The sequence below is a fragment of the Cohnella sp. WQ 127256 genome (genome assembly GCF_024519285.1).
Lineage (GTDB): Bacteria > Bacillota > Bacilli > Paenibacillales > Paenibacillaceae > Cohnella.
This window is the reverse complement of record NZ_JAMZCY010000012.1, coordinates 1-15339: the sequence shown is the minus strand read 5'-3', so window position 1 is coordinate 15339 and position 15339 is coordinate 1. Positions and strand designations below refer to the sequence as shown.

The 15339-nt window shown below is 44.4% G+C and carries 16 protein-coding genes and 2 pseudogenes; 12 read left to right on the top strand and 6 right to left on the bottom strand.

What is annotated here, in order from left to right; all coding sequences use genetic code 11:
• Positions 1-15: 15 nt before the first annotated feature.
• Both M1K58_RS27435 and M1K58_RS27430 read right to left on the bottom strand, forming a co-directional pair.
• The gene (locus tag M1K58_RS27435) at positions 16-1386 is read right to left on the bottom strand and encodes an APC family permease (protein ID WP_256762097.1); all 1371 of its coding nucleotides are present in this window, start codon (positions 1384-1386) and stop codon (positions 16-18) included.
• 310 nt (positions 1387-1696) lie between these two features.
• On the bottom strand, positions 1697-1978 hold the full coding sequence (locus M1K58_RS27430; RefSeq protein WP_256762096.1) for a hypothetical protein: 282 nt from the start codon (positions 1976-1978) through the stop codon (positions 1697-1699).
• Positions 1979-2132: 154 nt separating this feature from the next.
• Here M1K58_RS27430 and M1K58_RS27425 point away from each other — a divergent pair.
• From M1K58_RS27425 to M1K58_RS27405, 5 genes and pseudogenes are all read left to right on the top strand, one after another.
• A pseudogene (locus tag M1K58_RS27425) lies at positions 2133-2303 on the top strand (thioredoxin reductase); the annotation flags it as partial.
• Positions 2304-2440: 137 nt separating this feature from the next.
• Positions 2441-2770, top strand: a complete 330-nt coding sequence (locus M1K58_RS27420; RefSeq protein ID WP_256762095.1) for a metal-sensitive transcriptional regulator — start codon at positions 2441-2443, stop codon at positions 2768-2770.
• Between the two features lie 218 nt (positions 2771-2988).
• Positions 2989-4143 (top strand): YhgE/Pip domain-containing protein, encoded by a 1155-nt coding sequence (locus tag M1K58_RS27415; protein ID WP_256762094.1) that lies wholly within the window; start codon positions 2989-2991, stop codon positions 4141-4143.
• An 18-nt stretch (positions 4144-4161) separates the two neighbouring features.
• A complete protein-coding gene (locus M1K58_RS27410; RefSeq protein WP_256762092.1) occupies positions 4162-4755 on the top strand; it encodes a TetR family transcriptional regulator in 594 nt (197 codons plus the stop codon).
• Positions 4756-4865: 110 nt separating this feature from the next.
• Positions 4866-5840, top strand: coding sequence for a S66 family peptidase (locus M1K58_RS27405; protein WP_256762091.1), 975 nt, complete (start codon positions 4866-4868; stop codon positions 5838-5840).
• A 52-nt stretch (positions 5841-5892) separates the two neighbouring features.
• Here the strand turns inward: M1K58_RS27405 and M1K58_RS27400 are convergent, their stop codons facing one another.
• Positions 5893-7263: an aminotransferase-like domain-containing protein gene (locus tag M1K58_RS27400; RefSeq protein WP_256762090.1), complete on the bottom strand. Its 1371-nt coding sequence runs from the start codon at positions 7261-7263 to the stop codon at positions 5893-5895.
• A 128-nt stretch (positions 7264-7391) separates the two neighbouring features.
• Here M1K58_RS27400 and M1K58_RS27395 point away from each other — a divergent pair, with 128 nt between their 5' ends.
• Positions 7392-8288: a DMT family transporter gene (locus tag M1K58_RS27395; RefSeq protein WP_256762089.1), complete on the top strand. Its 897-nt coding sequence runs from the start codon at positions 7392-7394 to the stop codon at positions 8286-8288.
• Here the strand turns inward: M1K58_RS27395 and M1K58_RS27390 are convergent.
• Positions 8250-9128: a LysR family transcriptional regulator gene (locus M1K58_RS27390; protein ID WP_256762088.1), complete on the bottom strand. Its 879-nt coding sequence runs from the start codon at positions 9126-9128 to the stop codon at positions 8250-8252. The two genes, M1K58_RS27395 and M1K58_RS27390, sit on opposite strands and share 39 nt — an antisense overlap.
• 110 nt (positions 9129-9238) lie before the next feature.
• Here M1K58_RS27390 and aroC point away from each other — a divergent pair, with 110 nt between their 5' ends.
• From aroC to M1K58_RS27375, 3 genes are all read left to right on the top strand, one after another.
• Positions 9239-10297 carry a chorismate synthase gene (gene aroC, locus M1K58_RS27385; RefSeq protein ID WP_256762087.1) on the top strand — a complete coding sequence of 353 codons (1059 nt, stop codon included), beginning with the start codon at positions 9239-9241 and terminating at the stop codon, positions 10295-10297.
• A gap of 393 nt (positions 10298-10690) precedes the next feature.
• Positions 10691-10960 carry a CD3324 family protein gene (locus M1K58_RS27380; protein ID WP_256762086.1) on the top strand — a complete coding sequence of 90 codons (270 nt, stop codon included), beginning with the start codon at positions 10691-10693 and terminating at the stop codon, positions 10958-10960.
• Positions 10961-11109: 149 nt separating this feature from the next.
• A complete protein-coding gene (locus tag M1K58_RS27375; RefSeq protein WP_256762085.1) occupies positions 11110-11709 on the top strand; it encodes a GNAT family N-acetyltransferase in 600 nt (199 codons plus the stop codon).
• Here the strand turns inward: M1K58_RS27375 and M1K58_RS27370 are convergent.
• A complete protein-coding gene (locus tag M1K58_RS27370; protein ID WP_256762084.1) occupies positions 11681-12349 on the bottom strand; it encodes a DUF998 domain-containing protein in 669 nt (222 codons plus the stop codon). The genes M1K58_RS27375 and M1K58_RS27370 overlap by 29 nt on opposite strands.
• Positions 12350-12499: 150 nt before the next feature.
• Between M1K58_RS27370 and M1K58_RS27365 the strand changes: the two genes are divergently transcribed.
• Together M1K58_RS27365 and M1K58_RS27360 are read left to right on the top strand one after the other, a co-directional pair.
• On the top strand, positions 12500-13168 hold the full coding sequence (locus M1K58_RS27365; RefSeq protein ID WP_256762083.1) for a hypothetical protein: 669 nt from the start codon (positions 12500-12502) through the stop codon (positions 13166-13168).
• 186 nt (positions 13169-13354) lie between these two features.
• Positions 13355-13627 (top strand): DUF4190 domain-containing protein, encoded by a 273-nt coding sequence (locus tag M1K58_RS27360; RefSeq protein ID WP_256762081.1) that lies wholly within the window; start codon positions 13355-13357, stop codon positions 13625-13627.
• A gap of 285 nt (positions 13628-13912) precedes the next feature.
• On the opposite strand, the gene M1K58_RS27355 is transcribed toward M1K58_RS27360, so the two are convergent.
• On the bottom strand, positions 13913-14542 hold the full coding sequence (locus M1K58_RS27355; RefSeq protein WP_256762080.1) for a cysteine hydrolase family protein: 630 nt from the start codon (positions 14540-14542) through the stop codon (positions 13913-13915).
• 426 nt (positions 14543-14968) lie between these two features.
• On the opposite strand from M1K58_RS27355, the pseudogene M1K58_RS27350 reads away from it, so the two are divergent.
• Positions 14969-15339 (top strand): annotated as a pseudogene (locus M1K58_RS27350) (ankyrin repeat domain-containing protein); the annotation flags it as partial.

Genomic DNA, 15339 nt, shown 5'->3' with positions numbered 1-15339 from the left:
TTTATTTCCTCCTCATTATAAGCCCTTAAGTGCTGGGGGTACTTCTTTAAAGCCTTTAGATTGAATGGCGACAATGGCAATTCCGATAATTAACCAAGAGAACCCGATCGTATAAGTTAAGGTATCGAATCCTGTCCAAATAAACCCGATAACTAAGAAACCAATAAGCGGGAAGAGTAGATAACCAAAGATTTGCTTAGGGCTGCGTTGCTTCTTTCTAAAGAAGAAATACGTAATAACAGAAAGATTAAGCAGCATATAAGTAGACATCGCACCGAAGTTGACTAGACGAACTAAGAGGTCCAGGGACAAAAAGAGTCCAACAAGCACGGAGAGTACTCCTACGAAGATCGTTGCATTAGCTGGAGTCTTAAACTTCGGATGTACTTTTCCTAAGAAACCGGAGAACGGGATGACCTTATCGCGACCCATGGAGAACAGTACGCGGGAGATTGCAGATTGTACGGTTAGTGCATTAGCAACACCTACGAAGATCACACCCGCAATAATAAATGTGTAGTACAAGGCGTCTCCCCCGACTTCACGAATGATGTCGAAGTATCCCATATCCGCATCCAGATTTGTATAATCTGGGTGCGCTAGTGTGGCCATGTAAGCTTGACCCATGAAGAGTAGGCCGATCAGAACGAGACTGGCGACTACCGATTTACCCACAGTTCTTGTTGGGTCTTTCGTTTCCTCAGACAGTGTGCTGATGGCATCAAACCCGATAAAGCCGAGCATGGCAATGGAAGCGGCATTGGCAATAAACTTGATATCGATTTTATCGGATTGCCAGAAGGGAGCAAGCGAGAATCCTCCAGTACCATGCCCATCGATGAAAACAAACTTAATGGCACAGATCAGAAATACTAAAATCAAGGTAATCTGACCGAATAGGAAAAATTGATTCACTCGCTTGCCAATCTCAATTCCTCTTACGTTTACGAAAGTCATTATCGCGATGAACACAACAACCAGAAGCCATGAAGGGAATTCCGGAAGGACTACCGACAACCACAAGGTAGAGAAGGAAACTAGTAAGCCAGGTACAATAATGTAATCTAGTACGATTAGCCATCCTGTTAGAAAGCCGATATGAGGATTCATCCCCCGCTGAACAAAGGAGTAGGCAGAGCCTGCAATAGGAAACTCTCGGCTCATTTTACTATAGCTTAGTGCAGTGAAGAACATGGCGATCATACCAATTAAATAGACAAGTGGGGCCATGCCGAAGCTTGCGATGGATGCACCTGCATACACTTGTGTCGGTGCGATCGGTAGCATGGTAATTAAACCGAAGATTACAAGGTCTTTCGTTGTTAGCGTTCTCATTAATTCTTGGGAGTAGCCTGTTTTTGGTGTGGACGTGCCGTTCTTTTGCAATCAATTTCCTTCTCTCTAGGTGGTTTTTTGTGGAAAAAAATTTTCCATATCATGCTTTATTATAGTAGCACGTACTGCAAATTCATCAAGCTTTATTTGTACTTAAAGCGGATGTGAATGGAATAGAAAAAAAACGAAACCCCAGATCACTCTCACAGTAATCAGGGGTTTCGTCTGAATGTTGGCTGATAACCATATAAAGATGGATTTAGCAGTTGATAATTCACTTTCAGGGTACCATGGGTGCATTCATAATATGATGCCATCCATTTTTGAGTTGTTTCATCTGTAAATCCCCCGTTAATCGTTCTTAGGTGAGGCTCGTTCTACCTTTTCCAACGACTGTTTTCTTATCCAAATCCACATACACAATGAGATTACCGGAAGACTTCGTCTCCGTATGATTAAAGGTAACAGCATAGACTTCAGTTCCTTTACGGGGCCTACCCATTAATGTTGCTATATGTTCAGTAACAGCTACCTTGCTCACGACAGAATCTTTCGGGCTCGCAGGGAGCAGGTGCTGTTCCTCATCCGTAAGACTAGCGAATGCAACCATCTCAATCGGAGTCTCACTTCTTTCAGCTCGCAATGGGTAACATCCGCTGAGAGCTATTGTTAGAAGGATTAACACCGTCATATTCATCAGCTTCTTCATCATATCCCACCTATTCTAACTTGTCCTTGTTATATAGGTAACGGTATCCAGCTAGATAAGGTTGCAAAACCTTTCCAGCTCTCACCCTTTCAATAGCAAAGTGAAATTGATTGCTGGCGCATTTACCGACGGTGTGCTTGCCTTGAATAGCGCCAAGCTGTATCTTGATCCCGAAGCACCGAAGGTTGCTTACGTTTCCTCGCATAACGAGCGATTCAGGGAGAAAAATAAAGCGCTGGGCGTAAGCGAAGAGGACTAGAGCAGCGAATAAATTAAGGAGTACACCAAATGAATTCGAAACGATCCCTTTAATTAGGAAGGGGTCGTTTTTTTATCTTACTTTGTATAGGTGGGGGGGCTATGTTACAATAGCATCAAAGAAGAAGGAGTGATCGTATGGAAGAACTCGTTCAAGAACCCCAAAACCACGAATCGTGCGGCACAGATGGGCGAAAAAGCCATCATTCGGATAAAACAAAAAGCAATCTCATTAGTCGGCTAAACCGAATTGAGGGTCAAATCCGGGGAGTGAAGGGTTTGATCGAGAAGGACACCTATTGCGATGATGTGCTGAATCAGATTTCTTCTGTCCAGTCCGCTTTAAACGGTGTAGGTAAACTGCTTCTGGAGCACCATATGAAGAGCTGCGTCATCGATCGTATTCAAGATGGCGAAACCGAAGTGATCGATGAGCTATTGATCACGATTAACAAACTAATGAAATAAGCACAAGAAGAAGGATTCGTAAGAATCCTTTTTTATATGAATAAAATATAGGGTTGGGGGTAATGTAGATAACCTGATCCGAACCACCCTTAGGGGTGTTTTTTTTGTTGTAAACGAATTGACAATCAAGGGGGTTATCGAATATAATTCAAACTCATATATTAAACGTTTGTTTAAAACAATTGTTTAACAAACGATAACAAGGAGAGAATGGACAGATGAAAGAGGCATTACAAGCATTTATGAAGCGCCCTACGACAAAGGTAGGCATTATTACGGCAATCATGTTCCAAGTTATATTTTCCGTCATTTGGATGACGGGGTACAAGGGTGTAACGGATCGGACGGATCAACTAAGCATTGTGATTGTGAATGAGGATCAACAATTAGGACAACAAATCGCAGGTAAGCTGGAGAAAGAGCTTCCTTTTCAAATGTCACAGATGGCTAGTCTGGAAGATGCGAAACGTCAGTTAGATGAACGCGAGTTGCAAATGATTATTTATTTTCCAGCGGATTTCACTTCGAAAGCATCTGCACCAGATAGTCAAGCTGCAGTGCAGTACTTTATTAATGAGTCCAATCCTGCATTAATTAAGAGTATTATGAGTGGAGTTGCCACGACAGTGACCTCCCAAGTGAATCAGAATGCAGTAGTCGCAGGGGTAACGTCCGCTCTAGGAGATAATATGCCTTCTGAACAGGCCGCTGCAGCTGCACAGGGATTGTCATCGCGTGTAACGAGTGATATTCAATCAACAAACCCTGTAAAGGGAATGAACAATCAAATGGTACCTATGATGCTGGTACTGGCCTCATATGTCGGAGCAATGATTATGGGAATGAATATGGAGCAGTCATCCCTTGCTATTCAAGCGCTAGTCGGACGTTGGAAACGATTCGGCGCAAGAAGCGTAATAAATGTATTGTCCGCAATTGTTGTCTCTCTGGTTGGCTCGGCACTCCTGGTGGCGTTCGGCGGACAGATTGAACAAGGATTCCTGCACTTGTGGTTGTTCCAATTTGTATTCGTGGTTGCTTTTATGTTTGTATCCCAGATGTTCCTATACCTATTCGGTATGGCAGGTATGCTGTTTAACATTATTTTATTGTCGGCGCAGCTTGTGACATCCGGTGCTATTGTGCCGCGTGAATTGCTGTCGGACATCTTTGTTGGACTGGGTAACGTACTTCCAGCTACTTATGCGGTTGAAGGTGCGATGAATATCCTATTTGGTGGACCAGGAGTAGGAAGCGAAGTGTCGGTACTTCTCCTGATTGCTGCAGTAGCGATCCTAATTAGCGCCGTTGCAGTTGGGCTAAAACGTCAGCCAGTGCTACAGGGACCAGGGGTTGTTGCAAAGCAAGGCTAATGTAGATGGAGGGATAGAATGACTACACCTGATCCGGATAGTAAAATGCGTATATTGCTGGCTGCTAGGAAATTGTTCGCGACCAAGGGATTCGATGGGACGACGGTACGGCAAATATGCGAAGAAGCGGGTGTGAATGTTGCACTCGTGTCCTATCATTTTGGGGGTAAGGAAAATATGTTTCCTGCGTTATTTGATTCTTTCTTTTTCCCTAATGAGCGAATTGCTGCTATTAATCGTGAGATGGAACCCTTAGAAGGGGTTAAACTTATTATTCGTGAAGTGACACGGTTTCGTGGACAAGATCCAGAACTTATCAGTATTATTCAGCAGGAAGTCATATTGAATACCTCCCGTGTTCATAAGATTCGGGAGCATGTCGTACCGATATGGAATTTACTGCAATATTGGCTTACTGAAGGACGCACACAAGGCGTATTCCACTTTCGTTCGCTGGATACGGCGTTCATGTCGATCGTCGGAACGCTGTTATTTCACCGAGATTCAGACTATTGGAAAGTCATGAAGGTGGAAGAGCATATCTCGATGGATGAGATGATAGAGGATATGACCGCTTTTATATTAGGTGGATTGCGGGTTCAGGCCTCATAGGGCAAGAAAGTGAATAGTCTTCGCCAAACAAGCTTAGAAGGTCTATGTGGACTTTCTAGGCTTGTTTTATGATAGAATCAGAGAAAAAATGTGATAAGGGAAGTGTATGTATGAGGGCACCCAAATTACAAGCTGGTGACGAAATACGGATCATCTCACCTTCTAGAAGCATGTCGTTGATCGCTGTTGAGCAGAGAAATCTAGCACAACAAAGACTTGAAGGCATGGGGTTCAAGATATCTTTTTCTAAAAACTGCCTAGAGTCTGATGAGTTTGTTTCCTCATCCATCCAATCCAGAGTAGATGACCTTCATGACGCATTTAGAGACCCTAATGTCAAAGGGATATTAACGACAATCGGCGGCTATAACTGTAACCAATTGTTAAGAGAGATCGACTATTGTTTGATTCAGTCTAATCCTAAGCGACTATGCGGATATTCTGATATTACGGCATTAAGTAATGCGATTTATGCCAAGACGGGATTAATCACGTACTCCGGTCCACACTTCTCTACCTTCGCGATGCTTCATGGTAATGAGTATACAATGGAATATTTTCAGAAAATGATGAGCTCAGAGGAACCGGTTGACGTACATCATTCCGAACAGTGGAGCGACGATTCGTGGTTTCTGGATCAAGAGAACCGCACATTCATTCCTAATGAGGGTCCCTATGTAATGAATGAGGGAGAGGCAGAGGGAACTATTATAGGTGGAAATCAGTGTACCTTCAATCTTCTGCAAGGCACGGAATACATGCCGAGCTTCCAAAATTCAATCCTATTTATAGAAGATGATTACGAGGCACAGCCTCAGACCTTTGATCGAGATTTACAATCCCTTATTCACCAGCCTAGATTTGAAGAGGTTAAAGGAATTGTCTTCGGAAGATTTCAAAAATCTTCAAATATGAATAAGGAGCTACTGTGGAAGATTATTAAAACAAAGAGGGAACTGAATCACATCCCCATAGTAGCCGATGTAGATTTTGGCCATACGTCACCATTGATGACTTTCCCTATTGGCGGGCAGGCCAAATTAAGAGCACACCATACAGCAATAAAGCTGAGCATTACGGATTAGGTAAGGTTGAACAAGAGTCTACCCACGACCACGGGTAGGCTCTTATTTGTACTCATAATCGAAAGAATGGCTTAGGGATGCTGCTTGTATATTGGGTACGCTCCAGTTCTTCGGCAATGATGCGGATACCCTCTTCAATATCATGCTCATCGGTCCGAATGATGCTAAGTCGCAGCAAGTTAAGCTTGGGGAACGATGAAAGGAACTGCGTTGCCAGTACATCAACGCCACGATTCTCCAAGCGCTTGACCAAATCTTCTGTATGAATGGAGTCCGGAAGATGTATGGAAGCGAAGAGCCCCCCGCAATATGGAATAGAATATAAGCACTCTTTAGGCAATAATCGCTGTGAAATTTCCCTTAGTTGCTTCATACGATGATTGTACAAGGACTTCATTTGCTTTGCATGATGAGCATACATCCCGGACTTTAAGTAAATCTCAAGCACACCTTGAGAAAGCACTGAGGTGCTCAGATCCGCTGTATGCTTATGCCATTGCAGTAAAGGAATAAACGAATCGGGTACTGTGGCTGCAGCAATTCTTAATCCAGGCATCATCACTTTGGAAAAGCTTCTGAGATAAATGACATGACTGGCTCCATTATAAGCGTGAATAGGATCTGCTTTACTGTTTGTTTCCAAATCAGCAAGATAATCATCTTTAACGATGTAAACGTCATTGGCTTTGGCGAGTTCTGCCAGTCGCTGCTTGTCTTCGGCCGTGTAAGAAGTGCCTAACGGATTATGGAAACGCGAGATTGTATAAAAAAACTTGATATTATTACTTTGAAAATGGCGCTCCAAAGTTAACCAATCTATTCCGTCAGGAGTTCTTTCGATACCGATTACGGTTTGTCTTTGTGTCTTAAGCGCAGCGAGCATTCCCCAGTAGGTTGGTTGCTCAACCAGAATGTTGGTTTTTCCGTTTGGGAAAGGCATCCCGGCTAGAAGATGAAGAGCTTGCTGAGCACCTGAAAATATAAAAACTTGCTGCTCCGAAGGGAAAACCTGTTGCTGCTGAAAAAGCTTCACGATCTCCTGGCGCAGGGAAAGCAAGCCCTGTGGATCCGGATAAGTGAATATGGACGCCTCAAATAATTCCATCGCTTTGTTCAAGCATTGACGAAAGTCGATTTGCGGGATCGACGCGGGATCGGGAGCCGCTGATGCAAAATCGATTCGTTTTGTTTGCAGCAGGGGAAGAAGCGCTTCTTTGGCTACGACATAATAACCACTCTTCGGACGTGAATAAATGAGGTACTGATTTTCAAGTTCCTGATAAACACCAATAATGGTGTTGAGACTGCAACCGAATCTTTGGCTTTGCTTGCGGATGGAGGGCAGCTTCTGACCGGGTTTGAGGAGACCGTTTACTATGTCAGAACGGATGATTTGCTGAATGGTTTCTTTTTTATTTGTCATACAAATGCCTCCAATTTGAATGATTAATCAACTATCTGTACCCTTACAGATGGGGAAAAGGTCGATATACATCAAATTCTGTATCTACTATAATACGAATAATCATACAGAAGTGAAAGGTGATTGTTATGAACAAAACGACGAGCGGCTGGATTAATGGTTTCCTGGGCGTGCTCATCTTCAGCGGCTCGCTACCCGCAACGCGGTTGGCTGTGATGGATTTTGATCCGATATTCCTCACCGTATGTCGTGCTGCAATTGCTGGGGTGTTAGCGGGAGTGCTTCTCCTCATCTTCCGGCAACAACGACCTGTCCGAAGCGACATCGTTCCGCTATTGCTAGTAGCACTCAGCGTGGTAGTTGGATTCCCACTGCTGACAGCCTTAGCGCTTCAGTATGTCACATCCGCGCATGCAATTATCTACATTGGGCTTCTGCCGCTTTCGACGGCGATCTTCGGCGTACTACGGGGCGGTGAACGCCCGCGACCCATCTTTTGGATCTTATCAACTCTAGGCAGCTCCCTTGTAGCAGGATTCGCCCTAACACAAGGGGCTACATCTTCGCCGGTAGGTGATGCGTTAATGCTAGCTTCTATCATTGTGTGCGGATACGGTTATGCGGAAGGGGCAATACTCTCGCGGAGGCTAGGGGGTTGGCAGGTGATCTCTTGGGCGCTCGTTCTATCGCTTCCGGTTATGTCAATGCTCTCGTTTTATTACATGCCGCATTCATGGGCGGATATCGGTAGTTCGGCTCTCTTGAGCCTTGCTTATGTCTCCTTGTTCAGCATGCTCATCGGCTTTGTGTTCTGGTATCGTGGTCTTGCCCAAGGAGGTATAGCAGCGGTCGGGCAGTTACAACTCCTCCAGCCCTTCTTCGGTTTGCTGCTTTCGGCTCTCGTTCTGCACGAGTCGATTGGTTGGCCTATCTTTGTAGTCAATATCGGTGTCGTACTGTGCGTGGCGATCGCACGGCGATTTGCCTCAAAACAGCATACTCCAGAAAGCCTCGGCAGCGAGTGATAGGGATGAATGCTTTCGAACGGCGATACCGATATGTCGATCAGGTATCGGAACTTCCGTCCGAAGCTCCAGTAAGGTTCTACTTGCGATACGAGACGCGACAAATCCCCGCGGCAAGAAGGCTGCTCCATACCCTCGCTCCGCGAATTCTGCGAGCATATCCAAGCTGTTTAGCTCGAAGTCGGCTTCCGCTTCCAATCCTTGTGATTGGAACCATCCTTCGATGAAGGAACGCGTCGTGCTGCCGGGTGACAGCATCAAAAGAGGAAGCTCCGTCAGCCGTTCCGTCGACAAGGGCTGCAGGGTCCAGTCAGCGAAGGCCGTTCCGACGACTACGCAATAAGGCGAAGCATGGGAAGCACCGACCTCAATCTCTTCATCCAAGACGGGCAGATGTACGAAGCCGAGGTCCGTAGAGCCTTGCTTCAACCGCTCCAAGATACGGCTCGTACGATCCTGAGACAACTGGATACGGATGGAGGGATAGCGGGCATGAAACGCGTCGAGTGAGGGGAGAAGAAAGTCTTTGATAATAGCCCCATTCGCACAGATTCGCAAGTGCCCTTCGCTGAACTGTTTCAGCTTCTTAATGCGACGCTCAGCGGAATCTAGTTCCTCGAATGCTGTTCGAACATGCAGATATAAGGCCTGTCCTTCTTGCGTTAATCGGACGCCCTTGGATAACCGGTCAAATAGTCTGACCCCGAGAGTCTCTTCTAGCTGCTTAATAGCGTAGCTCACGGAAGGCTGCGTCATATGGAGGCTTTGTGCGGCCTTGGTCAGATTGGAAGACTCAGCGGCATGAAGGAAAACGCGGTACCATTCTGTGTTCACGATCATCTGTTATTGATCCTCTCTATGACAAAGATTAAATATTACGATTTCATCTATTTCAAGTATACCCCTAAACTAAAGGAGAAGGAATCCTAACGATACGGGGTGCATAAGACATGGCGGGAAGCACGTTTGGAGAACGATTAAAAATGACCACTTTCGGGGAATCGCACGGAGAGGCAGTAGGTGTCATTGTGGAGGGCATCACGCCGGGCGTCGAACTGGACGAAGCATACATCCAGATTCAGATGGACCGCAGAAGGCCGGGACAATCTTCCGTCACGACTCCTCGGAAGGAGTACGATAAAATTCGCATCTTGTCCGGTCTATTCGAGGGCAGAACGACCGGGACACCGTTGTGCATAATGTTGAACAACACGGACATGCGTCCGTCGGCATATGATGACATCAAAACCATGTACCGGCCTGGACATGCGGATTTCGTCTACGAGAAAAAGTATGGGATCCGCGACTACCGCGGCAGTGGCAGGGCATCGGGCAGGGAGACAGCCGCGCGGGTGGCCGCTGGAGCAGTAGCACGCAAGTTGCTGGAACGGCGGAACGTCTCGATCATAGCTTATACGACCGAGATTGGCGGAATCCGTTGCGAGACTTTTGATGCCAATGCCATCGAACGCAACTCGGTGCGTGCGTGTGATCCTTCGGCGGCGGAACGTATGATCGAACGGATCGAACAGCTGGCCGCAGAGGGCGACAGTTGTGGAGGGATTGTAGAATGCCGGATCAGCGGCGTCACAGCCGGGCTGGGAGAGCCCGTGTTCGATAAGTTGGATGCAGAGCTGGCAAAGGCAATGTTGTCCGTCGGCGCTATCAAGGGCATCGAATTCGGTTCTGGTTTTCAAGCCGCCTCGATGCGGGGAAGCGAACACAACGATCAGATGGACGCGAGAGGGTTTTGGACGAATCATGCTGGCGGGATCATTGGGGGGATCAGCACCGGGGCGGAAATCGTGTTCCGAGTAGTCGTCAAACCGACCTCTTCCATCTCCGTTCCGCAGCAGACTGTTGATGCGGATGGTAATGAACGGGAGATTGCAACGATCGGCAGGCATGATCCTTGCATCTGCCCTCGAGTCGTGCCCGTGATCGAAGCGATGGCATGTATGGTAATTGAGGATCATTACAAGCGACAAGCAGCTTTGTTAGACGAATAGAAATTACCTCTTTTGTGTGAACATAACCAACTCTTATTAGCTGCTTAACGAAAATCGATACCCTCACAACAGGCGTCCGGCGTCATTGGCTAAGTATAATAAGGAAGTAAAATCAAGGAATTCATCATCGTCATGTAGAAATAATTACAACAAAGTATATATCATTGGAAGAGAGGGAATTCGTTATGAAGGGTGTTAGCCAAACTATGCTTCGTGTAATCTTACCGATGCAAGGTTTCGAGATTCGCTCCATGCAAAGTCTATATGACATTAACGCGGTTGTTTGCATGGAGCCTATGATTCTAACCGCTTAACAAGGAATTACGGGGAAGAAACCGTTTGTCATGTAGGCTTTGCAACTTTCCATCGCAATTAGATGAAGGGGTGAAGCCAATGAAATATGTTTCGGCAAGTGAGATCTTACCAGAAAGATTACTTCGTGAAATACAAAATTATATACAAGGCAAATCACTATATATCCCCGCACCCAAAGAAGGTAGGAGAAAATGGGGACAAGACTCCGGGCAACGAGAATTTCTTTTGAAACGAAACGCAGAGATGCGGAAGCTATTTCGGCAGGGTATGAATGTGGATGATCTTGCGAGTTTCTACTGTCTATCCCATGACAGCATTAAGAAGATTGTTTATAAAACGGAGGCATAACAAAAGGCTCGCGTTGGTTAAAACCAACACGAGCCTTTTGTTATGTAAGAAATGAATAGATGAATACTCTGCCTATATAGGATGCAGCATTCACTATATACTGATGCTAACAAAGTACTTTGAGAGCGTCTAATTGGAGGGATTGCAAAATGGATAGTGTTTATCGAGAAGTGAATAAATTAAACGTTGCCGTTCGATTATGTGGCATAGAAGAGAAGTTTATTATCAATAATATTTATCCGCTTTATCTACATGACTTGTCCGAGGTGTGGGAGCACAAGACGAATCGTTATGGCGTATTCGAGCAGGATGATACTCGAACCTTGAATGAACAGAATCGCGTGTTTGATATTTGGTGGGAACACCCGGGTGTGCTTTTTCCCTATCTTATCACGGTCGATGATATACCTGCGGGTCTTGCCTTTGTGGCTACTAAGCCTTTCACACCCTGTCCTCATTATATCGATTATTACATGAATGAGTTCTTCCTGTTACGCTATTATCGAGGAAAGGGCGTTGGAGAAGAAGCGGTTCGACAGATTATTGAAATGATGCCAGGGCAATGGGAAGTGCAAACCAATCCCACCGAACGAAACGCACGTGCGGCACGTTTTTGGCGTAGGACACTTACCACTTGCACTAACGGGAAATACTCCGAAGAACTTGGTCATAATCCTGATGTTGGGGAAATGCTAGTCTTTCGCTTCAGCACTAGTTCTGTCATTGCACACTTAACTTTCGAAGCTTGAGTGTATGAATCCCGACGGTCAAGAGCCACCCGAGGTAGGATACAATTAAGAACCTTCTGAACAAACCTGCAAGCACGTCAGGAGTGAACTGTCCATCTTGCGGGATTTGAAGTATGAATAGGATCATGACGACCAACATAATGCTGCTTGTAACAAACAGCCGTCCTCGAATGGGTCTCCAGGCTTCATTACGAGCAAGCGCAAAGCTCATCAAGAGGGCTGCAACAGGCGTATAGTCGAGCGTAGCGCCTATTGCATGCATCTTACCGCTGAAAGTTGCAGCATCCGGACTCACCGATATTGGGTCAGTTACAAAGAGGGCTGCGATCAATAAACCTAAGGAACTTAGTCCAAGGATGGCGAGCCCGATGTATCCCACGACGGTACGAACTTGCGAGATGACCACTACTCCAGCGCATATCAGACTCGTAGCTAGCAATACGAATGCAAGATGCATCATCCAGCCGAAGTTGCCTAGAGCGTATTCGCTGATAAAGCGCCACTTCGGATCGAATTCCGGTTCCAGCAGGTGGAGGATACCAAGGATGATAACAAAGAATGCTCCCGAAAAGATGGACAGTCGTGCGGCATTAGAAGCAATCACGGAAATCGGTTTTGCAATCAATAGCGGCTTAGCCAATTGCGTTCTCCTTTCTGAAGGTGTCATAATCGATAATCGTCTTCGCTAGGATGTCCGGACGACCAGACGGGAAAATCACTTTACGATTATTTTGGTGTGGGGATTAATTATTCACCTGGGGAGATTAGTTATGATTCAGAGCACTACAGCATGGATCCTTCCGACACGATTCCAATTGACTATATCTTTTTTATTTTCAATGAGTTTGAGTCGTTCGGATTCTTAACAGACTTCAGTACGACTCATACTCTTGAGGAGGCTCCCATTGTCGTTCACGAGCCTCTTGGTGATATAAAGGCCAGAATAATAGCTGGGAATTTAATGGAGTTCTTACAGGTATTAATCACAGTAAAAAGTATTCATTATATTGATTCTGAAACAATAGATGAAGATCCCGATGAGGAAACAACTTTTGTTCTCAATAAAATCAAGGATTACTTTGGAATAGAGCCGATCCAGGATCTTGATGTCTATAGAGAGAACTTACTGAAACACAGACTTGAGAATGTTGTGATTAACACAATAAACGATCTTGGCGTAGTGAGGGTTTCTTCTCACAACAGCTCGCTGGAGCACAAAACCATAACATTAGATAAAGATGGGGATTATGAGCAATATCTACATGATGTTAAAAACTTTTTTGGTCAAGAAAATTGTAGCATTGAAAGCAAATTTGGGTGCATTAGAAACATACAGGAGGACTGTAATTTATCTGCACCAGGTGTAACCGAATTTCTAATAATGGAACTAGAAAAGTTGGGTTTTTTCCATGAGGTTGAGCGGTTGCGATTTATTTTACAGTCAAACCCTAAACTGTAGTTTCTATATATTTTGAGCTAACTATGAAGGCCTGTTGAGGTTGCCTTCATTAAGTTAAGCTGAGGAGCTTGCCACGTGGCAGCTCCTTTTACGTTTGTTGAAGTAACGGGCAGTTTAGTTGAAGAAGGAATTGGATTTTTATGTGAGAATATTATATAAAGTGAATGTTTAGGGAGGGGGTTGCCGTTGAGAAACGAGGGGATATTAGAGAGAAAAGTTTTAAATAGAAAAGCTGTCACTTCTTTGGTTTTAGGGGTTCTATCAATTGCTTTATATTTTTGGGTTGGATTTATTTTAGGTGTTATTGGTTTAATAATTGGTATTATAGCTCTAAAAGAAATAAGGCTTAACGAACAAAGTGGAAGAAAAACAGCAATCACAGGTATCGTTTGTAGTTGTTTAGGAATTATTATTCCAATTCTCTTGATGACAATTCTATATATAAATCGGGGACTATAGGTTTACAGTAAGGATTGAACTAACGGGACACGTTTGTTCAATAAACTCAAAGGGACGGCAGCCGGTATTACTGGCTGTCGTTTTCTCAACTAAATGGGCAGTTTAGTTGAAGAATGGAAATGGCTCCTTTATGTTTGTGCAAAGCAAGAATAACCCCTCCGAACAGATTAGAGGGGGTTGTGCTATCTAAATTCATCCGTTATTCCAAGCCCTTATTCTGACCAAGCAACCACTTGGTGACAGTTCGGACAAGTTGTATAGGAAATTACCATTGGGGATACTGATTTATAAGTTTGAAATAGCCTCCTGTGTCGTCCAAGTAGCACTGGCAAATGCTTTATAATTGGTAACGGCAGCTTGAAAATCCTCTTCACTAATTGTTGCGGTGGCATCGTATACAACAGCTGTTTCAAAACCAGTTTCGATTAGATGCCTCATATGTGACTCTACACAAACGTTGGAAAGCACCCCTGCAATAATTATCTTCTCTTTTCTATGTTGTCGTAACTGATATTCCAAGTCATTTGTTTGTGGGCTGGCAACCTTATGAGGAGTTGCAATGACGGTTCTTCTATCAAAAATATAAGGTTTGAAAGAATGAACAAAATCAGCTCCAAATGACGGTGGTGTGTACGCATTTGCCACTTGATACATTCTAAGACCTAATAGCATCTTTTGTTCATTTCCTGTAAATTGCCAGCCATAATCATGAGGGTATAAATAATGGGGCGATATGAAAAGTTGATATCCCTTATTCATGGCAGTTCTCATTAATAGTTCTAGGTTTTGTATAGTATTGTTTCGTTCAATAGTTCCTTTAGTCAGATGATAGCCTCTTCCCCCAGGACTCATAAAGTCATTTTGTGGGTCTGTGATTACAATAGCCGTATTATTGGGATGAGGTTTAAACGGCAAATTACTTACCTCCCTCGCAGCATAAGCTTGCGGAAATGTTTGCATCCTGTTCAGGGAAGATAGAGAAGTTGTTTTCTAAAAAAGTTCAGCATTGACACGACAGCTGCACCGAACAAGTACTCATTAAAAACTCTATAGGCATCTATATGTATTTGTAGTTTGTTTGGTTCCCTTTGTTATAGAAATTAGTGTGCAACTTTGACGAATTGTTTCAAGAAGGTATGCTAACGGGTAACATGTGCGCAGGAGCTGCTCTAACGTGGCTCTTATTGCTCAATGAAGTAACGGGCAGTTTAACGTGACGGTTTTGAAGAACTTTCGATAAATAAAGTAGTAGATGTCCTGGCTTATTTTCAAATCAGGTAGACTCATGATACTAGGTCCTTCAAAGCGGAGGGATGTGCGCCTAACAGGATCGTTGATATAATGGAAACAACTTACTTGATGGAAATGGGGGAATATATTTTGAAGGAAAATGATTACACGAGATTTGTGCCTACAGCCCCCGCTGGCTCTATGCTGTCGTTTTTGGTGCTGGACGATGTTCTAGAGAATAACCTCTTGGATTTGGCTTCCGACATTCTAGATAGATACAGTTTTGATAATTTAAACGATAAAAACTATCCTATAATCACGGCAGCGGCTCGTTACGGCAATAAGGCGTTATTTGAAAAATTAATCGCGCTCGGCGCGGATATTAACGCTATGACTCATGTGAAATCTGCTGCCGTCGACAGGGCTCTTGCATTTAATAATGATGAAGGTGTCCGTGCCTTGCTTGAGCTGGGATTTGAGAT